At 71.7% G+C, this 19614-nt stretch carries 22 protein-coding genes and 2 tRNA genes; 11 read left to right on the forward strand and 13 right to left on the reverse strand.

Features of this window, described 5'->3' with window-relative positions; genetic code table 11:
- Positions 1-35 precede the first annotated feature (35 nt).
- Genes JMJ56_RS06075 through JMJ56_RS06090 form a run of 4 tightly spaced genes read right to left on the reverse strand, consistent with a single transcriptional unit; the run spans position 36 to position 3338 of the window.
- The gene (locus JMJ56_RS06075) at positions 36-1151 is read right to left on the reverse strand and encodes an alpha/beta hydrolase (RefSeq protein WP_202830664.1); all 1116 of its coding nucleotides are present in this window, start codon (positions 1149-1151) and stop codon (positions 36-38) included.
- Between the two features lie 17 nt (positions 1152-1168).
- Positions 1169-2419: an MFS transporter gene (locus JMJ56_RS06080; protein WP_202830665.1), complete on the reverse strand. Its 1251-nt coding sequence runs from the start codon at positions 2417-2419 to the stop codon at positions 1169-1171.
- A complete protein-coding gene (locus tag JMJ56_RS06085) occupies positions 2419-2814 on the reverse strand; it encodes a hypothetical protein (protein ID WP_202830666.1) in 396 nt (131 codons plus the stop codon). The genes JMJ56_RS06080 and JMJ56_RS06085 overlap by 1 nt, the downstream gene beginning before the upstream one ends.
- An 11-nt stretch (positions 2815-2825) precedes the next feature.
- Positions 2826-3338, reverse strand: a complete 513-nt coding sequence (locus JMJ56_RS06090; protein WP_236037428.1) for a hypothetical protein — start codon at positions 3336-3338, stop codon at positions 2826-2828.
- A gap of 123 nt (positions 3339-3461) precedes the next feature.
- Between JMJ56_RS06090 and JMJ56_RS06095 the strand changes: the two genes are divergently transcribed.
- A complete protein-coding gene (locus JMJ56_RS06095; protein WP_202830667.1) occupies positions 3462-4754 on the forward strand; it encodes an amidase in 1293 nt (430 codons plus the stop codon).
- On the opposite strand, the gene JMJ56_RS06100 is transcribed toward JMJ56_RS06095, so the two are convergent.
- From JMJ56_RS06100 to JMJ56_RS06125, 6 genes are read right to left on the reverse strand one after another with little or no spacing between them, the layout of a single operon-like run.
- On the reverse strand, positions 4747-6390 hold the full coding sequence (locus tag JMJ56_RS06100) for an NTP transferase domain-containing protein (RefSeq protein WP_202830668.1): 1644 nt from the start codon (positions 6388-6390) through the stop codon (positions 4747-4749). The genes JMJ56_RS06095 and JMJ56_RS06100 overlap by 8 nt on opposite strands.
- Positions 6387-7091 (reverse strand): XdhC family protein, encoded by a 705-nt coding sequence (locus JMJ56_RS06105; protein ID WP_202830669.1) that lies wholly within the window; start codon positions 7089-7091, stop codon positions 6387-6389. The genes JMJ56_RS06100 and JMJ56_RS06105 overlap by 4 nt, the downstream gene beginning before the upstream one ends.
- On the reverse strand, positions 7088-7408 hold the full coding sequence (locus JMJ56_RS06110) for an XdhC family protein (protein ID WP_202830670.1): 321 nt from the start codon (positions 7406-7408) through the stop codon (positions 7088-7090). The genes JMJ56_RS06105 and JMJ56_RS06110 overlap by 4 nt, the downstream gene beginning before the upstream one ends.
- Positions 7405-8646 (reverse strand): VWA domain-containing protein, encoded by a 1242-nt coding sequence (locus tag JMJ56_RS06115; protein WP_328702283.1) that lies wholly within the window; start codon positions 8644-8646, stop codon positions 7405-7407. The genes JMJ56_RS06110 and JMJ56_RS06115 overlap by 4 nt, the downstream gene beginning before the upstream one ends.
- Before the next feature lie 7 nt (positions 8647-8653).
- A complete protein-coding gene (locus JMJ56_RS06120) occupies positions 8654-9553 on the reverse strand; it encodes an AAA family ATPase (protein WP_202830671.1) in 900 nt (299 codons plus the stop codon).
- On the reverse strand, positions 9550-10323 hold the full coding sequence (locus JMJ56_RS06125) for a CoxG family protein (RefSeq protein WP_202830672.1): 774 nt from the start codon (positions 10321-10323) through the stop codon (positions 9550-9552). The genes JMJ56_RS06120 and JMJ56_RS06125 overlap by 4 nt, the downstream gene beginning before the upstream one ends.
- 360 nt (positions 10324-10683) lie before the next feature.
- Between JMJ56_RS06125 and prpB the strand changes: the two genes are divergently transcribed.
- From prpB to JMJ56_RS06165, 8 genes are all read left to right on the forward strand, one after another.
- Entirely contained in the window at positions 10684-11619 is a 936-nt protein-coding gene (gene prpB / locus JMJ56_RS06130) for a methylisocitrate lyase (protein WP_202830673.1), read from the forward strand.
- Between the two features lie 12 nt (positions 11620-11631).
- The gene (locus JMJ56_RS06135; RefSeq protein ID WP_202830674.1) at positions 11632-12465 is read left to right on the forward strand and encodes an LLM class F420-dependent oxidoreductase; all 834 of its coding nucleotides are present in this window, start codon (positions 11632-11634) and stop codon (positions 12463-12465) included.
- A gap of 34 nt (positions 12466-12499) precedes the next feature.
- A complete protein-coding gene (locus JMJ56_RS06140) occupies positions 12500-12745 on the forward strand; it encodes a hypothetical protein (protein ID WP_202830675.1) in 246 nt (81 codons plus the stop codon).
- A gap of 65 nt (positions 12746-12810) precedes the next feature.
- Entirely contained in the window at positions 12811-13491 is a 681-nt protein-coding gene (locus JMJ56_RS06145) for an NIPSNAP family protein (protein ID WP_202830676.1), read from the forward strand.
- Positions 13492-13525: 34 nt separating this feature from the next.
- Positions 13526-14515 carry an amino acid ABC transporter substrate-binding protein gene (locus JMJ56_RS06150; protein ID WP_328702284.1) on the forward strand — a complete coding sequence of 330 codons (990 nt, stop codon included), beginning with the start codon at positions 13526-13528 and terminating at the stop codon, positions 14513-14515.
- Positions 14516-14587: 72 nt separating this feature from the next.
- A tRNA-Pro gene (locus JMJ56_RS06155) sits at positions 14588-14661 on the forward strand.
- Between the two features lie 21 nt (positions 14662-14682).
- Positions 14683-14994 carry an ETC complex I subunit gene (locus JMJ56_RS06160; protein WP_202830678.1) on the forward strand — a complete coding sequence of 104 codons (312 nt, stop codon included), beginning with the start codon at positions 14683-14685 and terminating at the stop codon, positions 14992-14994.
- Positions 14995-15002: 8 nt separating this feature from the next.
- Positions 15003-15079: transfer RNA gene (locus JMJ56_RS06165), tRNA-Arg, on the forward strand.
- Positions 15080-15083: 4 nt separating this feature from the next.
- Here JMJ56_RS06165 and JMJ56_RS06170 read toward each other — a convergent pair.
- Positions 15084-15953 carry an aldose 1-epimerase family protein gene (locus JMJ56_RS06170; RefSeq protein ID WP_202830679.1) on the reverse strand — a complete coding sequence of 290 codons (870 nt, stop codon included), beginning with the start codon at positions 15951-15953 and terminating at the stop codon, positions 15084-15086.
- Positions 15950-16432: an Lrp/AsnC family transcriptional regulator gene (locus JMJ56_RS06175; RefSeq protein ID WP_236037429.1), complete on the reverse strand. Its 483-nt coding sequence runs from the start codon at positions 16430-16432 to the stop codon at positions 15950-15952. The genes JMJ56_RS06170 and JMJ56_RS06175 overlap by 4 nt, the downstream gene beginning before the upstream one ends.
- A 99-nt stretch (positions 16433-16531) precedes the next feature.
- Here JMJ56_RS06175 and JMJ56_RS06180 point away from each other — a divergent pair, with 99 nt between their 5' ends.
- Together JMJ56_RS06180 and JMJ56_RS06185 are read left to right on the forward strand one after the other, a co-directional pair.
- The gene (locus tag JMJ56_RS06180) at positions 16532-17791 is read left to right on the forward strand and encodes a D-amino acid dehydrogenase (RefSeq protein ID WP_202830680.1); all 1260 of its coding nucleotides are present in this window, start codon (positions 16532-16534) and stop codon (positions 17789-17791) included.
- 135 nt (positions 17792-17926) lie between these two features.
- A complete protein-coding gene (locus tag JMJ56_RS06185) occupies positions 17927-18937 on the forward strand; it encodes an aldo/keto reductase (RefSeq protein WP_202830681.1) in 1011 nt (336 codons plus the stop codon).
- Here JMJ56_RS06185 and JMJ56_RS06190 read toward each other — a convergent pair.
- Positions 18934-19593, reverse strand: coding sequence for a DsbA family oxidoreductase (locus JMJ56_RS06190; protein WP_202830682.1), 660 nt, complete (start codon positions 19591-19593; stop codon positions 18934-18936). The two genes, JMJ56_RS06185 and JMJ56_RS06190, sit on opposite strands and share 4 nt — an antisense overlap.
- Positions 19594-19614 lie beyond the last annotated feature (21 nt).

A 19614-nucleotide genomic window follows, 5' to 3' on the forward strand; every position in this document is an offset into this window, starting at 1 on the left:
CGTTTCGGCCGGGACACTAACCGCGCCGCTGCCGCTCAGGAAGGGCGGAGGAAATTCAGCAGATGGGCTGCCGTCCGCTCCGGCTGCTCCTGCTGCACCCAGTGGCCGGCGCCCTCGATCAGGTGGCAGCCGCGCATGTCCGCGCAGGCCTCGCGCTGCATCCGCTCCAGCGCGCCGGGCATCTGGCGGATGCCCCAGTCGCTGGCGCCGGCGATGAAGAGCGAGGGCTGCGCGATGCGACGGCCGGCCATCAGCTGATGCTCGGCCTCGAAGCGGCGCGAGGTGCCGCAGCGGTACCATTGGAAGCCGCCCTGGAAGCCGGTGCGGGCGTATTCGGCGGCGTAGACGGCAAGCTCTGACTCGGGGAGCCAGCGGTTGGCGGCGATGGCCTCCGGCGAGGGCATGTCGGGGGCGACCTGCGCGGCCATGCCCTTGGCGAGATCCATCACGTAGTAGCCGGGAAGCTTGGCCAGTTCCTCCGCCGTCCAGGCAGCGAGCGGGAACGGGCGGTTGTCGGGCCAGTCGGCGCTCTTCGCGTGGTAGTAGGCGCGCAGGAAGGCGTGCAGGCCCAGTGGGGCGTGCTGCAGCTCGGCATTCGCCCCGCGCGTCGAGTAGTGCCACTGGTAGTGCTTGCGCGGCCGCGGCAGCGCGGCGAGCGCGGCATGGATGTCGGGGGCGGCGGGGCGGGGCGTCGCCCCTTCCTGCAGGGCGGGCGGGCCGGCGAAGGGCGCGCTCATCAGCACGACGCGGCGGAACAGGTCGGGGCGGAGCAGCGCGCACCAGGCGGCCATGGGCGAGCCGAAGTCGTGGCCGATCACCGCCTCGACGCCGTCATGGCCGAGGGCGGCGACGAGGCCCATGGCGTCGCGGACGATGTTGAAGGGGCGGAAAGGGGCGAGGTCGCCGTCGTATTCGGCGCTCCAGCCGGTGGTGCGGCCATAGCCGCGCTGGTCGGGGGCGACGACGTGGTAGCCGGCCTCGGCCAGCGGCAGCATCACCTTGCGCCAGGAATAGGCGAGCTCGGGGAAGCCGTGCAGCAGCAGCAGGCAGGGCGCCTGCGGGTCGCCGGCCTCGAGGAGGTGCATGCGGAGGCCGTTGATGCCGTCGATGAAGCGCGCCTTGATGCCGGCGGGGAGCGGCAGGTCGTCCATGGTCTCGTGTCCTCCGGTCAGCTTCTCGTCTCGAGCGAGGCCACCATCGCAGGCTTCCGCCGCCAGCCCCAGCCCACCACCAGCAGCGCGGCCAGCATGGCGCCGATGGTCGGCCAGCGGAGGCCGAGGAACTCGCCGGCCGTGCCGAGCGCCAGCGCCCCGCTCGCCGGGCACGCGCGGGTGATCATGCCCCAGAGGCTCAGCACCCGGCCGCGCATCGAGGCGTCGGACGCATTCTGCACCAGGGTCTGTACCAGGATGCCGTGGACCGAGGCACTGGCGCCCATCAGCGCGGCGCAGAGCAGGGCGACGGGGAAGATTCCGGTCGAGACGAAGCCGATGGTGAAGAGCGCCTGGCAGGCGGCGGCGGCGATGGCGAGCGTCACCGCGCCTTCCAGCTTGCCGCGGCCGGCGACCCAGAGGCCGGCGAAGAGCGCGCCGATGCCGATGCAGGCGGTGAGCATCGCCAGGCCGTCGGCGCCGCGGGCGAAGAGGCGCTCGACGAAGGGCGGCAGGATCTCCTGCACGCCGCGCATCAACACGGCGGCGACGGCGGCGAAGGCGAGCAGCGGGCCGATGCCCGGGTGCCGCCCGGCATAGCGGAAGCCGGCCAGGGTGTCGGCGAGGACGCCGGCCCCCGAGGGCTGGCCGCGGCGCTGGGCGGCATCGACGCGGAGGCTGGGCATGGTGAGGGTCGCCGCCAGATAGGCGAGGCTGTTGAGGAAGACGGCAGGGACGACACCGGCGGTGGCGATCAGCGGCCCGGCGATGGCGGGGCCGATGAAGCGGGCGACGTTGTAGCAAAGCGAGTTGCAGGCGACGGCGGCCGGCAGGTCGGCGCGCGGGACGAGGCCGGGCATCAGGCTCTGCCGCGCTGGCTGGGCGAAGGAGGAGGCGGTGCCCTTCACCACCTCCAGCGCGAGCAGCAGGCCGATGGAGAGGTGGCCGGTGGCGAGCAGCGTGCCGATCGCCGCCGCCTCCAGCGCGATGGTCGCCTGGGAGGCCATGGTGAGCTTCACCCGGTCCATCCGGTCGGCGACGGCGCCGGCGATGGGGCTGAAGATGACGGCGGGCGCCAGGTCGCAGAAGGCGACCATGCCGACCCAGAAGGCGCTCCGCGTCAGTTCCCAGGCGAGCCAGGCGACGGCGATCTGGTGGACCCAGAGCCCGGTCCAGGAGGTGAGGGAGGCGCCGAAGAACAGCCGCGCGTCGCGATGCGAAAGGGCGCGGCCCAGCGCACCGAAGGCGGCCAGGCCACCGAACGCCATCAGCGCCGCGGCGCGGTCCGGCTGTTCTCTTGCACGCAGTCGGCGGCGATGCGGTCACGCTCGTAGATGCGGCCGAGCCGGTCGGTCTCGCTGCGGCGGGCATAGATGCTGGCATCGGTGCCGATGCGGGCGTCGCGCTCGTCCTCGCGCATGAGCTGGCCACGGTCACGGAAGGTGACGATGCGGTCGGCATCGGCCCGGCAGGCGGCCGCGAGCGCGGCCTGGTCGCGCAGCGCGGCGCTCGGCGGCGGCACGGTGGGGACGGCGCCGGGGCCGGGGGCGATGGCGGCACGGCTCGGCACGGCATTGCCCGTCAGCGGCACCACGGCCGGGTCCGGCCCACCCGAGCAGGCGGCGAGGAGGGCGAGCAGGCCGAGGGGGAAGAGGCGTGTCATCAGGTCATCCGTCATGCGATGCGGCCCAGGCTCGAAGCGCCGCCCGCGGGCAGCGGCCGGGACAATAGCCGACGCAGACCGGTTTCGTCGAACCGCGCCCCGCCGTCCAGCGGCATGGCGGCCGCGGCGGAAAGCAGGGCGGGGTGCAGGTCGATTCCCTGGCGGGTTACGGCGAAAAGCGCGGTGAGCCAGGGCGCCCGGCCGAGGATCTCGACCAGGGCGAGCAGGCGGAGGCAGAGGCTGAGGCCGCCGATCGTATCCAGCCCCACCGCCGAGTCGATGGCCTCCGCCCAGGCCGCGGCGTCGCGGTCGGCGATGGCGAGTTCCATCGGCTCGCCTTCGGCGCGGGGGAAGAGCAGGCGGCGCGGCTTGCCCCATTGCTGGCGGTCGGCTGCCTCGCGGGCCAGCTCCCAGGCAGCGAGGAGCTGGCGCGGGGCGACCGGGGGCAGGCGTTCGGGCGGCAGGGGGATGGCGTAGGTGAGCGCGCCGTTCGGCGCCTCTGCCACGCGGATGGGGAGGGGCATCGGCTTCAATCTGGGGGCTGCAGGGGGCTGGTGCCAGCGGCGTTGCGGCAGGCGATTCTTTTGGGCGCCGGAAACCGCCGCGGGCGCTGTCGCGCCATCCGGGGTTTGCCCTAAGCTCACCCCATGACCGATACCGCGACCCTCTCCGCCTTCGAGGCCACCCGGCGCGTCCGCGATGGCCGCCTCTCCGCCACCGCGCTGACCGAGGCGCTGCTTGACCGGATCGCGGCGCGCGAGCCGGAGGTCCGGGCCTTCGTCCATCTCGACGCGGCGCTGGCGCTGCGCCAGGCGGCGGCGGTCGACCGGGCGGTGAAGGCGGGACGGGCAGGGCCGCTGGCCGGCTTCGCTTTCGGGGTGAAGGACGTGCTGGATACGGCAGACCAGCCCTCGCAATACGGCTCGCCCGTCTGGGCCGGGCACCGGCCTAGGTCCGATGCCGCCTGCGTCGCGCTTGCCCGGCGGGCGGGGGCGGTGATCCTCGGCAAGACGGTGACGACCGAATTCGCCACGCGGCACCCGGGGCCAACGCGCAACCCGCACAATCCGGCGCATACGCCGGGCGGCTCCTCCTCCGGCTCGGCGGCGGGGGCGGGGGCGGGGTTCTTCCACGCCGGTTTCGGGACGCAGACGGCAGGCAGCATCATCCGGCCGGCTGCTTATTGCGGGGCGGTCGGGTTCAAGCCCTCCTTCGGCACGCTGCACCGGGCGGGGATGAAGGTAATGGCGGAATCGCTCGACACGATCGGCGTCATCGCCGGAAGCGTGGGCGATGCGGCACTGGTCATGACAGGGCTGACCGGCGGCGATTACGGCACGCCGGAAGAGCGGCGCCCGGGACGGGCCCCGCGGATCGGCCTCTGCTGGGGACCGGCGGCAGAACAGGCGGCGCCGGAGACGCGGGAGGCGATCGAGCGGGTCGCGGCTGCCGCGGCGCGGGCCGGAGCCCAGGTGGAGGCCGTCGAGCTGCCGGCGGCAGTCCTCGCCGGCTACGAGGCGCATGCGCTGGTGATGAATGGCGAGTCGGCCGAGGCGCTGGCCTGGGAACTCGACCATGCGGCGGCGCAGCTCACCGAAGGGCTGCGGGAGCGGCTGGACTGGGGAAGCCGCCAGGGGCGGGCGGCGCTGCTGGACGCGCGCGCTGCCTTCACCGTGGCGCGGGCGGCCTTCGCCGGGGTGATGGCCGGGTTCGACGCCATCCTGACGCCGAGCGCCCCGGGCGAAGCGCCGGAAGGACTCGGCTGGACCGGCGACCCGGCCTTCAACTCGCTCTGGACCTTGCTGCACGTCCCCTGCGTGACGGTGCCGGTCGGCACGGGGCCGCGGGGGCTGCCGCTCGGGGCGCAGGTGGTCGCCGGCTTCGGCCAGGACCGGGAGGCGCTGGCCTGGGCAGAGTGGGTTCGCGCGGCCTCTACCTGACCTTCTCGAAGCCCGGCGCCTTCTTGAGCGCGTCCGTGGTGTCGAAGTCGCGCAGCACGGCGTCGTCGGCCATCTCCACCTCGGCGACCCGGTCGGCATGCTTGCCGGCCAGGTGGCGGGCGCCGACATCGCCGGTGATGGTCATCATCTCCGGCAGGAATTCCATGGCCCAGAGCATCGGGTTGCCCTGCTTGCCGCGGAAGGTCGGCATCACGATGGCGCGGCCCTCCTCCGGGTCGAAGGCGGCGAGCAGCCGGTCGATCATCGGGCCGGCGACGAGGGGCATGTCGCCGAGGCAGATGACGACGCCCTCGATGTCCTTCGGCAGGGCGGCGAGCCCGGCCTTGAGGCTGGCGGAGAGGCCCTCGGCATAGTCCTCGGCATGGGCGAAGATGACGCCGCGGCCGGTGAGCGCCGCCTCAACCCGCTCATGCTCGTAGCCGGTGACGACGACGACGGGGCGGGCGCGGGAGGCGAGCGCATTTTCCACCACGCGGGCGACCATTGGGACACCCTGGTCATCCTGCACCAGCAGCTTGTTGAGCGGCGCCATGCGGCGGCTGCGCCCGGCGGCCAGCACCAGGGCGGCGACCTTCCGGCCGCGGCGCGGGGCGGGGCCGGCGGGTTGCGGCGCGTGGTCGCGGGGGAGGGGGCGGGCCTCCATCTCCTTCAGCAGCCCGCCGACGCCCATGCCCATGACATCGGCCGGCGTCACCGACAGGCCGGCGAAGAGGCGCTGCAGCACCCAGTCGATGCCGTTCAGCTTGGGCGACTTGGCGCAGCCGGGAAGGACGAGGGCCGGGATGTCGTCGATATGGCCGAGGCAGATCAGGTTGCCGGGATCGACCGGCATGCCGAAATGATCAATCGCGCCGCCGGAGCGGACGATGCCGGCGGGACCGACATCGCGCCGGTCCACGACGGCGGAGGCGCCGGCTACCAACAGCAACTGGGCGCCGGCGCGGCGCAGGCGGTTGAGCGCATCGGAGATGGCCTGGGTTTCGTGCCGGGTGCGCTCGGGCGGCAGCAGGGTGCCGCAGAGCGCCTCGACCCGGTCGCGCGTCGCCTCGATGGCGCCCTCCATAACGCTCTCCTTCACGCCAGGCAGCTCGGTCAGCACCAGGCCGACCTTGAGCGGGCGGAAGGGGTGGAGGGCGATGGCGGGCGGGCCGGTGCGGGCGATCAGCTCCGCCACCTCCAGCACCGGGCCGGGCGTGGCGAAGGGGATGACCTTGATGGTCGCCAGCATCTCCTTCGCCGCGACGGGGATGTGCGAGGCGAGGGTCGCGACGGTCAGCGACTCGTCGAGCGCGTTGAGGCGGTTGACGGTGGTGGGGTTGATGACGAGCAGGCCGGCGGCATCGGCCAGGATGTTGACCCGGCCTGTGGAGGCGCGGGAGCGGGCGAGCAGCGGGCCCATCAGCGCATTGGCGAGACGGTCGGCGGCCTCGTTCTCCGGCACGTCGCCGGGCTCGAGCCGGGCGGCGATGACGCTGCCATGGCCGGCGGACTGCAAGGCGGCGACGGCCTCCTGGTCGAGCACCGTGCCCTTCTTCAGTACCCTGCCCGGCAGGCGGACGGTGTGGGCGAGGACGGCGCCGCGCGCCTCGTCGAGCGGGGTCGGCCCGAAGATCATGCGGCGAGCGCCGGGCGACGGGCCAGCGCCGCGCCGCGGCGGGTGGCGACGACCTCGGCGAGGATGGAGAGCGCGATCTCGGGTGCCGTCACCGCCTCGATGTTGAGGCCGACGGGGGCGTGGATGCGGGCAATGGCCTCGGCGGAGTGGCCGGCCTCGGTGAGACGGGCGACACGCTTGGCGTGCGTCCGGCGGCTGCCGAGGGCGCCGATGTAGAAGCAGTCCGACGTCAGCGCGGCCTCGAGGGCGGGGTCGTCGAGCTTCGGGTCGTGGGTCAGCGTCACGACGGCGGTGCGGGCATCGGGCGCGAGGGCGGCGACGGCGTCGTCCGTCCATTCATGGATCAGGGTGATGCCGGGGAAGCGCTCGGCAGTGGCCCAGGCGCGGCGGGGGTCGACTACTGTCACCGCATAGCCGGCGGCGAGCGCCATCGGCACCAGGGCCTGGGCGATATGGACGGCGCCGACCACGATCAGCCGCAGGGCCGGGTTGTGCGGGTGGATGAACCAGGCCTGGCCGTCGAGGGTGAGGTTGGCGGCAGCGTCCTCCGCCAAAGCCTTCGCGGCGGCTTCGGCGAGGGGCGGCGCGACCTCGGTATCGGGCCAGAGGTGCTGGGCGCCATCCGAGAGGCGGGTCAGCAGGGCTACCGGGCGCTTGGCCGCCTTCGCCGCCTCCAGCGCGGCCAGGACCTCGGGTGTCACGAGAGCTTCTCCACGAAGACCTTCAGCTTGCCGCCGCAGGCGAGGCCGACTTCCCAGGCGCGCTCGTCGGAGATGCCGAAATCGAGGAGCTGGGGGGTGCCGCTCGTCATGGTCTGCTTGGCGGCATCGGCCACGGCGCCCTCGATGCAGCCGCCGGAGACGCTGCCGGCGAGCCGGCCGGAGGCGCTGACGGCCAGGCGCGAGCCGGCCGGACGGGGCGAGCTGCCCCAGGTCTCGACGACGGTGGCGATCGCCACGGGTTCACCCGCCGCGCGCCAGGCGGCGGCGGTTGCCAGCACGTCTTCGGAATCGCTCATGCCACCAGTCTCCTTACGGGCTGCGGCCCGCTCAGCGTCGCCACCAGGGCGCGCAGGCTTTGCAGGTTGTGGACCGGGCGGAATTCGTCGACATGCGGCAGCATCGCCCGGATGCCCTGTGATCTGGGTTGGAAGCCCTCCCAGCGCAACAGGGGGTTCAGCCAGATCAGTCGGCGGCAGGAACGGCGGAGGCGGTCGGTGGCCTCGGCGAGGCCCTTCGCCCCTTCGCGGTCGAGCCCGTCGGTGATGAGCAGGACGACGGCCCCCTGGCCGAGCACGCGGCGCGACCAGAGGCGATTGAACAGCTCGATGCTCTCGCCGATGCGGGTGCCGCCGGACCAATCGGGGACGATGTGGGAGACGAGCTCGAAGGCGACCTCGGCGTCACGGCTCTTGAGCTGGCGGGTGACGTTGGTCAGGCGCGTGCCGAAAAGGAAGGAGCTGACGCGGTCGCGGTCATTCGTCACCGCATGCAGGAAGTGCAGCAGCACCTGCGCATAGCGCGACATGCTGCCGGAGATATCGCAGAGGGCGACGAGGGGCGGCGGGCGGTGGACGCGGCGGCGGCGCTCCAGGCTCATGATCTCGCCGCCCATGCGGAGGCTTTCGCGCAGGGTGGCGCGGAGGTCGGTGACGGGACCGGAGGAGTCGGGGCGGAAGCGGCGGGTGGGACGCTCGTCCAGCGGCAGGACGAGGCGGCGGATCTCCTGCCTGGCGGCGGCGATCTCGGCGGCGGACATCGCCTCGAAATCCATCGACTGCAGGCGCTCGCGCTCGCTCACCGTCATCGCCACCTCGACCGGCGGGCGGTCCTCGGGCGGCTGGGGCGGTGTGGCGGATTGGGGCGGCGGGGTCATCGCCTCGGCGAGGCGGCGGCTCGCGGGTGGTGGCTTGTCGCGCTCCTTGAAGCCGTCGAGCATCGCCATGGCGGCGGCGTTGCGGCCGGCCTCCGGGTCGCGCCAGAACAGCAGGAAGGCCTGGTCGAAGATCTCGAAGCCGTCGCGGCTGTGGACCAGGACGCCGCGCAGCGCCGCATGCACCTGGCGCCGGTCGCCGATATCGACCAGTCGCAGGGCTTCACCGGCGGCCAGCAGGTCGGCGGTGCCGACCCGCAGGCCGGCGCGGCGCAGCAGGCGGCCGAAGGCAAGCAGGTTGCCCGCCAGCGCCCCGCGGCCGGCGCCGATGCCGGCGCTGGCGAGCTGCATCGCCTGGCCAAGATTGCCCGGCATATCGCTCATGCGAGGGTCACGCCGCCTTCGACTCGGCGACAAGCTTCGCCGCCTCGGCGCCCCGCAGCTTGGCGATGTCGTCCTGGTATTTCAGCAGCACGCCGAGCGTCTCGTCGACCGCCGTGGGCTCCAGCTCGGTCGCGTCCAGCGCGGCGAGCGCGGAGGCCCAGTCGATGGTCTCGGCGACGCCGGGCAGCTTGAAGTATTCGCCGCCGCGCAGCCGCTGCACGAAGGCGACGACCTGGGCCGAGAGCGCCTCCGGCACATGCGGCGCGCGGATCCTGAGGATGGCGCGCTCGCGGGCGGCGTCGGGGTAGTCGACCCAATGGTAGAGGCAGCGGCGGCGGATGGCGTCATGCACCTCGCGCGTGCGGTTGCTGGTGATGATGACGACGGGCGGGATGGCGGCCTTCACCGTGCCGAACTCCGGGATGGAGAGCTGGAAATCGGCCAGCAGCTCCAGCAGGAAGGCCTCGAACGGCTCGTCGGCGCGGTCCAGCTCGTCGATCAGCAGCACCGCCGGCCCGCCCTCGGGGCTGAGGGCCTGGAGCAGCGGGCGCTCCTGGAGGAAGCGGCGGTCGTAGATGCCGCGCTCCAGCGCCTCGCGGTCCGTCGTCTCGCCACTCGCCTCGGCGAGGCGGATCGAGATCAGCTGCTTGGCGTGGTTCCACTCATAGGCCGCCGCGCCGAGGTCGAGCCCGTCATAGCATTGCAGGCGGACCAGCCGGCGGGGCAGGCCGCCGGCCAGGACCTTGGCGATCTCGGTCTTGCCGGTGCCGGGCTCGCCCTCGAGGAAAAGCGGCCGGCCCATGCGGAGCGCGAGATGCACCGTGGTCGACAAGGCCCGGTCGGCGACATAGCCGCCGGCGGCGAGCAGCTGCTGGGTGGCCTCGACGCTCCCCGGGATGTCGCTCACAGGAAGAGCAGCGCCAGGATGATCAGCATCGCCGCGCAGCCGCCCCAGAATTGCAGCGGCAGGCCGAAGGGCTGGAAGGAGCCGAGCAGGCGGAGCGGCTGCACCGCCACCGGGTCGACCGGGCGCGGGTTGGGGCGGTGGACCGGCTTGCCGGCTGCGCTCGGCCCGTCGGCGCCGTGTTGGGTGAGGGGACCAGGGCCGCCGGCATCGCGCAGGTATTCCGTGTCCGTCCCGGCCATGGCGGGGGCGCGGATCTCGGCGCTGGCGGCGGCGGGCTCCGCCATGGCCGGCGCGGGGGCGGGGGCGGGTGCCGCCTCCGGCTCGGGCGCCGGGGTCAGCTGGGCGGCGAAGCGGTTGAAGAACTGGTCAGCCATCTGCTTCGCGGTGCTGTCGATCAGCCGCCCGCCGAGCTGGGCCATCTTGCCGCCAACCTGGGCCTTCACGTTGTAGGTGAGCAGGGTCTCGGAGGGGCCGAGCTCCTCCAGCGCGACATCGGCGCCACCCTTGGCGAACCCCATGGCGCCGCCATTGCCCTCGCCGCTGATGGTGTAGCTGGCGGGCGGGTTGAGGTTTTCGAGCTTCACCTTGCCGCCGAACTTGGCCGACATCGGCCCGAGCTTCAGCGCCACCTTGGCCTGGAACTGGTCGTCGCCGACCCGCTCGACCGATTCGCAGCCGGGGATGGAGGCCTGCAGGACCTGCGGGTCGTTCAGGGCTTCCCAGACTTGCTGGCGCGGCGCGGGGATGCGCCGCTCGCCGGTCATTTCCATGCGTGTCTCCTGGGTTTTCGCGGACCTTAGTGGCCGGGCCGGGTGAGGGGAACCCCACCCCGTATCGGTCCGGGTGGGGGTTCGTTCAATGCCTGGGGGCAACGCGGGGCAATCGGGCCGGGTTCAAACTCTGGCGGCGGAGATGGCCTGGCCCAGGAAGGTCGGGGTATGGCGGGGGCGGATGGCGGAGGGGCGCGGCCCCTGGCCTCACTGTCCGGTGGAGCTATTCCCGTGGGGGGCCGGCAGCCCTCGTTGAGGCGCGGGGGTGCGGATGCCGGGCTATTGCGGCTGGGCGGTTGCCTTTCTCGTCCCGACCTTCATCTTGGCGACCTTCGTCTTCTTCCGCTGAGGAACCGTCCCATGCCCTACGTCATCGGCGCCGACAACCCGGAGGAGCCCGCCGGCCATCGCTTCGCCCGGCTGCTGGAGCGGAAGCAGATCCTCCAGCTGCCCGGCGCGCATAACGGCATGGCGGGGCTGCTCGCCAAAAAGGCGGGGTTCGAGGGGCTCTATCTCTCGGGGGCGGCAATGACGCTGTCGATGGGCATCCCGGATCTCGGGATGATCACGGTGGACGAGGTCGCCTTCCATATCCGGCAGATCGCCCGCGCGACCGCGCTGCCGCTGCTGGTCGATGGCGATACCGGCTATGGCGAAGCGCTGAACGTCATGCATATGGTCCGCACCTTCGAGGATGCCGGCGCCGCCGCGGTGCATCTCGAGGACCAGCTGCTGCCGAAGAAATGCGGCCATCTGAACGACAAGAAGATGGCGGACGCGCATGACATGGCGGCGAAGGTCGCGGCGGCGCGGAAGGCGCGGCGGCATCTCTACATCATCGCCCGCACGGACGCCGCCGCGAGCGAGGGGATGGATGGGGCGCTGGCGCGGGCCAAGCTCTATCTCGACAGCGGGGCGGATGCGATCTTCCCCGAGGCGCTGAACAGCCGGGAGATGTTCACCGAATTCTCGCGCCGCATCCGGGCCGAGGGCTACCCGGAGGTGAAGCTGCTGGCGAACATGACGGAGTTCGGCCGCACGCCCTTCTTCACCGCGCAGGAGTTCGAGGAGATGGGCTACCAGATGGTGATCTGGCCGGTCTCCGCCGCGCGCGTCGCCAACAAGGCGATGGAGGAGCTGTTCCAGTCGATCCGAGAGAATGGCGGGACGCACAAGCTGGTCGACAGGATGCAGACGCGGGCGGAGCTGTATGACGTCATCAACCTGCATGCCTATGAGGCGCTGGACAGCAGCCTGATCCAGACCGTCGTCCCGACGGCGATGCCGCAACGCTAAGGGGTGAGCACCATGCGCACGGGCGTCTTCTACTTCCCGACGGAATACGGGATCGAGACCGGGGAGCTGGCCCGGGCGCTGGAGGAGCGGGGCTTCGACTCGCTCTTCCTCTGCGAGCATACGCATATCCCGGTCAGCCGGCGCTCGCCCTTCCCGGGCGGGGGCGAGCTGCCGAAGCGGTACAAGCACACGCATGATCCCTTCGTCGCGCTGAGCTTCGCGGCGGCGGCGACGAAGACACTGCTGCTCGGCACCGGCGTCTGCCTGGTGCCGCAGCGGGACCCGATCATCACCGCCAAGTCCGTCGCCAGCCTCGACCGGCTCTCGGGCGGGCGGTTCCTGTTCGGCGTCGGCGGCGGGTGGAATGTCGAGGAGATGGAGAACCACGGCGCCCGCTATCCGACGCGCTTCAGGCTGATGGAGGAGCGCATCCGGGCGATGCAGGCGCTCTGGACGGAGGAGGAGGCGAGCTTCCATGGGGAGTTCGTCGATTTCGATCCGGTCTGGTGCTACCCGAAGCCGGTGCAGCGGCCGCATCCGCCGGTGCTGCTCGGCGGCGAGACGGATTATACGCTGAAGCGGGTCGCGGCCTTCTGCCAGGGCTGGTTTCCGCGGGCGGGTGGCGATTTCGACCCCAAGGTCGCGCGCGAGCGGCTGCGGCGGGTGGCGGAGGGGGCGGGGCGGGATCCCGCGAGCCTTTCCATCACCGTCTTCCGGGCGCCGCCGGAGGCCGGGAAGCTCGCCGCTTACGGCGAGGCGGGGATCGAGCGGGTGCTGCTGGAGGTGCCGGACCTCGACCGCGACGGCATCCTCCGCCGGCTCGACGAGCTGGCGCCGCTGGTCTGAGGGAACCCGGGCGGGGGCGGGGCATTCGCCCCGTATGCCCTCGCTCGACCCCGAAGAAGGCGATGCGATCCGCCAGGCCCTCGGCCTCGATCGCGCCGCCAGGCCCTATCGCAACCACTACCCCGCCCCGGGCGACGATCCGGTCGCCGGGCGGCTGGTCGAGCGCGGGCTGATGGAGCGCGGCGCCGCCACGCCGGCGGGGCTGGTGCTGTTCCAGGTGACGGAGGCGGGCGCACGGCAGGTCGGCGCCCGGCTGCCGGAGGCGGAGGCAGGGCGCTGACCGCGGATTGACCGCGGCGCCTGGACATGCGGCACTCCGCCCATCCTGACGGGAGGGAAGAGCCCATGTTCCTCGAGCAACGCATCTACACCATGCATCCGGGCAAGCTGCCCGCCTGGCTGGCGCTCTACCGCGACATCGGCGGCCCGGCCTCTTCCCGCACGCTGACGCCGCTGATCGGCATGTTCACCGTCGAATTCGGCCAGATCAACCGCGTCCTCTTCGTCCGCGGCTTCGACGACATCGACGAGCGCGAGCGCGGCATGGGCCGGCGCGACGCCGACCCGGAATGGCAGCGCTTCCTCAAGGAGGGGCGCGACAGCGGCGCGCTGATGGCGCAGGAAGCGAAGCTGCTGAAGACCGTGCCCTTCTCCCCCCTGCAGAAGGTCGGCCAGCCCTTCGAGCGCAAGATCGAGGGCGGGGAGATGTGGGTCGACCATCGCACCTACGACTTCCACCCCGGCAAGGCGCAGGCCTGGATCGACGCCTATCGCGACCTCGGCAAGCCGGTGCAGGACCGGCTGCTCGGCCAGCTGCTCTGGTTCGCCGTGACCGAATGCGGGCCGATCAACCAGGCCGTCTTCGCCTGGGCCTACAGCTCGCTCGGCGACCGGGACAAGCGGCGGACGGCGATGGCGGCCGACCCCGGCTGGGCGGAGTTCCAGAAGGCGACAGCGCCGCTCGGCGCGCTGAAGCAGCAGACCACGATGGTGCTGAAGCCCACCCCCTTCTCCCCGATCCGCTGAGGCCCGGACCATGTTGAAAAGGATACTGGCCGGCGTGGCCCTCGCGCTCGGCCTCACCGGTGCTGCGGAGGCGGGGCAGACCTTCGACGCGGTCAAGGCCCGCGGCGTGCTCAACTGCGGCGTCAATGTCGGCATTGCCGGCTTCTCGTTGCCCGACAGCCAGGGCACCTGGCGGGGAATGGATGCCGATCTCTGCCGCGGCCTCGCCGCCGCGCTCTTCGGCGACCCGGCCAAGGTGCGCTTCGCGCCGCTTACGGCGGTGCAGCGCTTCACCGCGCTGCAATCGGGCGAGATCGACGTGCTGATCCGCCAGACGACGCTGACCATGACGCGCGACACCTCGCTCGGCCTGCGGATGGTCGCGGTCAACCTCTATGACGGCCATGGCTTCATGGTGCGGAAGGATGCGGCCATCACCGAGTCGAAGGGGATGGATGGCATGACCATCTGCCTCTCGCCGGGGACGACGAACGAGCTGGTGACGACGGACTGGTTCCGCGCCAACAACCTGCGCTTCACGCCGCTGCTGCAGGAGCGGATGCAGGACAATGCGACGGCGCTGCAATCCGGCCGGTGCGACGCCATCGGCACGGATGCGACGCAGCTCGCGGCGCTGCGCAGCCAGTTCACCAATCCGGCCAATTTCGTGATCCTGCCGGAGCGGTTCAGCAAGGAGCCCTATGGGCCGGTGGTGCGGCGCGACGACCAGGAATGGTTCGACGTGGTGCGCTGGACGCTCTCGGCGCTGATCCAGGCGGAGGAGCTCGGCGTCAACAGCGGCAACCTCGAGCAGATGAAGGGCAGCCCCAACCCGGAGATCCGGCGGCTGCTCGGCGTCGACCCGGTGCTCGGCAATTCGTTGAAGCTGGACCCGGCCTGGGCCGCCAATGCCATCAGGGCGATCGGGAACTACGGCGAGCTGTTCGACCGCAATCTCGGGCCGCAAACGCCGATCGGGCTGGAGCGGGGGCTGAACCGGCTCTGGACCAATGGCGGGCTGATGTATTCCTGGCCGATGCGCTAGGCGAGATGGGGAGGCGGTGCCCGCCTCTCCTGTTGCCGCGGGGCGGCGGACGGCCTAGTTTCCCGCCCAAGTCGGGGCGTGGCGCAGTCTGGTAGCGCATCTGCTTTGGGAGCAGAGGGTCGGAGGTTCGAATCCTCTCGCCCCGATACCTGCAACAAGGGTGCCCTATGCCGCAGCTTGCCCGCATCTTCGTCATGACTCGCTCCCACATGCAGTCCGGCCGCGGGCGTTCCCAGGGCTGGACCCTGGCCTATGAGCCGGGCGAGCGGCAGCGGCTGGACCCGCTGATGGGCTGGGCCGGCTCGGGCGACACCAATGCGCAGGTGAGCCTCAACTTCGACAGCAAGGAGGATGCGATCGCCTATGCCGAGGCGAACGGCATCCCCTACGAGGTCGAGGAGCCAAAGCCGGTCCGCATCAAGGCGAAGGTTTATGCGGACAACTTCCGCTTCGGCCGTCCCGAGAACTGGACGCACTGAACCCGATTGCGCCCGTAGCTCAGCTGGATAGAGCACGCGCCTTCTAAGCGTGTGGTCGTGGGTTCGAATCCCGCCGGGCGCGCCACCCCCTACAGCAGCTCGACCGACCAGCCGGCGCGGAACTCGCCGCCGGGAGGGAGGGTGACGAGGCCGGGCTTGTCGGTGAATTCGCCGTCCCAGCCGAGCGGGCTGGCGAAGCCCTGCCAGGGCTCGATGCAGAGGAAGTCGGCCCCCCCAGGCTTCGACCAGAGGCCGAGATGGGGGAAGCCGGTGAAGGCGAAGCGGAGGCCGCTCCCGCCCCTTGGGCCGCCCTCGGCGCGGTATTCGACGGCGCGGCTGTGCGGCTGGTCGAGAATCATGGCATCGGCTTCGAAGAGCGCGGGCGAGAGGGCGAGGCGGCGGCCCTCGATGGGGCTCGGCTGTGGCTCCGGGAGGAGGAGGCCGTCCTGCAGACGGCGGATAGGGGCGGGTTCGTCGGACTCGAAGCTGAGGGCATGGGGGCGGCCCTCGGCGCCGGGCAGCGGCCAGCGGAAGGCGGGATGGGCGCCGAGCGAGGCGGGCAGGGGCTCGGGGCCGGGGTTGGAGAGGCGGTAGTCGGCCGAGAGACGCCCGCCCGCGACGGCGTAGTGGATGTCGAGGGCGAAGGCGAAGGGGTAGGCGGCGTGGGTTTCCGCGCCGTCGGTGAGGCGGAAGGCGCAGCGGTCGGGCGCCTGGTCGATCAGAGTGAAGGTTCGGTCGCGGGCGAAGCCGTGCTGGCGCATGGGGTAGCGGCGGCCGGCATGGTTCAGGCCGTCGCCCGCGAGGCGGCCGACGATGGGGAAGAGCACCGGCGCATGGCGCGGCCAAGCGGGGCCGGCGTTCCAGAGGAATTCGCGGCCGGCGGCATCCCGCAATCGGCAAAGCTCGGCGCCCTCGGGCTTGATGGCGGCGGTGAGCGCGTCGCTGGCGATCTGGATCATGCGGTCCCCCGGATGACGGTGCGGATGGCGAAGCTCGACTGGATGCGGGCGACGCCCGGCATGCGCGACAGCGCCTCCTTGTGGATGCGTTCGTAATCCGCCGCGTCGCGCGCTTCCACCCGCAGCAGGTAGTCGGCGATGCCGGTCATCAGGTAGCACTCCCGCACCTCGGGGCAGCGGCGCACCGCCTCCTCGAAGCGCTTCAGGTGGTCGTCGGTCTGGCGGTCGAGGGTGATCTGCACGATCACCACCACCAGGTCGCGCGGTGCCGCCTCCTCGATCAGCGCGGTGTAGCCGCGGATGGTGCCGCGATGCTCCAGCAGCCGCACCCGGCGGAGGCAGGCGGAGGCGGAGAGGCCCACGGCCTCGGCCAGGTCGGCATTGCTCATCCGGCCATTGGCACGGAGCAGGCGGAGGATGGCGCGGTCGGTGTCGTCCAGGGTCTGCATCGAATTTTCTGCGAAATCGACGCAGATCATGCGCCATTCCGGTCTTAGCTGACAGATCTTGCGAAGGTCTGGCGTGAAATTCGCATGTCCTGGCGCCTAGGCTGAGTCGGGAACGAGGCGGAGGCGGCGATGCGCGTTGTGGTGCTCGGCAGCGGCGTGGTCGGGGTGACCAGCGCCTGGTATCTCTCGCGGGCAGGCCACCAGGTGACGGTGATCGACCGCCAGCCGGCCGCCGGCATGGAGACCAGCTTCGCCAATGCGGGGCAGGTCTCGCCGGGCTACTCCGCCCCCTGGGCGGGCCCGGGTATTCCCGTGAAGGCGCTGAAATGGCTGATGATGCGGCACCGGCCGCTGGTGTTCTGGCCGCAGGCGCGCGGCGGGCTTTATCCCTGGCTGGCGCGGATGCTCGCCAACTGCACCGAGGATGCCTATGCGACCAACAAGGCGCGCATGGTCCGCCTCGCCGAGTACAGCCGCGACTGCCTCCGCGACCTGCGCGCCGAGACGGGCATCGCCTATGACCAGCGGATGCAGGGCACCCTGCAGCTCTTCCGCACGCAGAAGCAGCTCGACGCCGTGGGCGGCGACACGGCCGTGCTGGATGCCTTCCAGGTGCCCTACGAAATGCTCGATCCGAAGGGTTGCGTCGGCGCGGAGCCGGCGCTCGGGCTGGTGGAGGGCAAATTCGTCGGCGGGCTGCGCCTGCCGGGGGACGAGACGGGCGATGCGCATGTCTTCACCCAGCGGCTGGCGGCGATGGCCGCGGCGGCGGGGGTGGAGTTCCGCCAGGGCGTGACCATCCAGGGGATCGAGAGCGAGGGGGACCGGGTTTCCGGCGTCTTCACCGACCAGGGCAGGGTCACGGCCGATGCCTATGTGGTGGCGCTGGGGAGCTATTCGACGGCGCTGCTGCGGCCTCTCGGCGTCGCCGTGCCGGTCTATCCGGTGAAGGGCTATTCGCTGACCCTGCCGGTCACCGAGGAGGCGGGCGCGCCGGTCTCCACCGTGATGGACGAGACTTACAAGGTGGCGATCACCCGGCTCGGCGACCGCATCCGCGTGGGCGGGACGGCGGAGCTGGCGGGCTTCAACCTGAAGCTCCGTGGACCGCGGCGGGAGACGCTGGCGCATTCGGTGGGCGACCTCTTCCCGCGCGGCGGCGACCTGGCGCAGGCCAAGTTCTGGACCGGCCTCCGGCCGATGACGCCGGACGGGACGCCTGTGGTGGGGCCGACGCGCTACCGCAACCTGCACCTCAATACCGGGCATGGGACGCTCGGCTGGACCATGGCCTGCGGCAGCGGGCGGCTGCTGGCCGATCTCGTCACCGGGCGGACGCCGGAGATCGACTCCGGGGATCTCGCCCTGACGCGCTACGCGGCGGCTTGACGCGCCTGCCGGGGGCGGCCTGACTGGCCGCCTTCGGAGTGGGTCGCAGAGGGGCGCTGGCGCCCGTCGCGTGAATCCGCTCCGCCAATGATAGACTGGCGTCATCCGGGTCCGGATGATGCCGGGGAGGCGCTCATGGAATACCGAACCCTCGGCCGCAGCGGCCTCAGCGTCAGCCGGCTCTGCCTCGGCACCATGATGTTCGGCGGGCCGACGGATGCGGCGACCAGCGGGCGGCTGATCGCGCGCGCCGCCGAAGCGGGGATCAACTTCCTCGATACGGCGGATGCCTATAACGGCGGGCGGTCGGAGGAGGTCGTCGGGCAGGCCATCGCCACGCGGCGGCACGACTGGGTGGTGGCGACGAAGATCGCCAACAAGGTCGGGCCAAGCCGCAACGAGGGCGGGCTGTCGCGCAAATGGGTGGTGCAGGGGGCGGAGGCCTGCCTCAGGCGGCTCGGCACCGACTTCATCGACATCCTCTACCTCCACAAGGAGGACCATGCGACGCCGCTGGAGACGACGGTGCGGGCGCTGGCCGACCTGGTGCGGGCGGGGAAGGTCCGGCATTTCGGCGTCTCCAACTACCGCTCCTGGCGGATCGCCGAGATCTGCCGGCTCTGCGACGATCTGGGGATCGACCGGCCGGTGGTCTCGCAGCCCTACTACAACGCCATGAACCGGCAGCCGGAGGTGGAGCAGCTTCCGGCGGCGGCGCATTTCGGCCTGGGCATCTTCCCCTATTCGCCGCTGGCGCGCGGGGTGCTGACGGCGAAGTACCGGCCGGGCGCCGAGCCCGAGGCGGGCAGCCGGGCGGCGCGGCAGGACAAGCGGATGCTGGAGACGGAGCTGCGGCCGGAATCGCTCGAGATCGCGCAGGTGATCCGCAAGCATGCGGAGCGCGCCGGCACGACGGCGGTGCATTTCGCCACTGGCTGGGTGCTGAACAACCGGCTCGTCACCGGCAGCATCCTCGGGCCGCGGACCGAGGCGCATCTGGAGGACTATCTGGCGGCGCTCGACTACCGGTTCACCGCCGAGGATGAGGCGCTGGTCGACCGGCTGGTGCCGCCGGGCCATCCCTCGACGCCGGGCTACAACGACCCGCAGTATCCGATCGAGGGAAGGGTGCCGGTCGCGGGCTAGCTCTCGACGAGCGCGATGTCGAGCAGGCGCTCCAGCACCTCGGGCTCCTGCGCGCCGGCGATGGCGCTGCGGCCGGCGACGACGAAGCAGGGCACGCCGTTGATGCCGAGACGATGGGCGCGGAGGTTGTCGGCATGGACGGCCTCGACCTCGGCGACGGTCGAGAGGAAGCGGCGGGCGAGCGGCGCGTCCAGCCCCTGCTGGCCGGCGATGGCGGCAAGCACGTGGGCATCGCCGATATCGGCGCCCTCGGTGAAATAGGCCTCGAAGATCGCATCGACGAGCTGGTCGGCGGCATTGAAACGGCCCGCCCAGCGGACCAGCCGATGCGCATCGAGCGAGTGCGGCACGCGGCGGATGCGGTCGAAGCGGAATTCGATGCCCTCGGCCCGGCCGAGTTCGGCGATGGTGCCGTGCAGGCGGCGGGCACGGTCCTCGCCGCCGAATTTCCGCACGAGGTAGTCCTGCCGCGGCACGCCCTGCGGCGCGAAATCCGGGTTGAGCAGGAAGGGCCGCCAGATCAGCTCCGCCGCCACGTCCGGGCGCGAGCGCAGGGTTCGCCGCAGCCGCCTGATGCCGAGGAAGCACCAGGGGCAGACCAGGTCGAAGACGACCTCGACAGGCAGTCGGGCGCGGGGCGGGGCGAGCAGGTTCACCCTGGCATCATAGGCCGAAGC

It is taken from the genome of Belnapia arida, from assembly GCF_016773205.1.
GTDB lineage: Bacteria > Pseudomonadota > Alphaproteobacteria > Acetobacterales > Acetobacteraceae > Belnapia > Belnapia arida.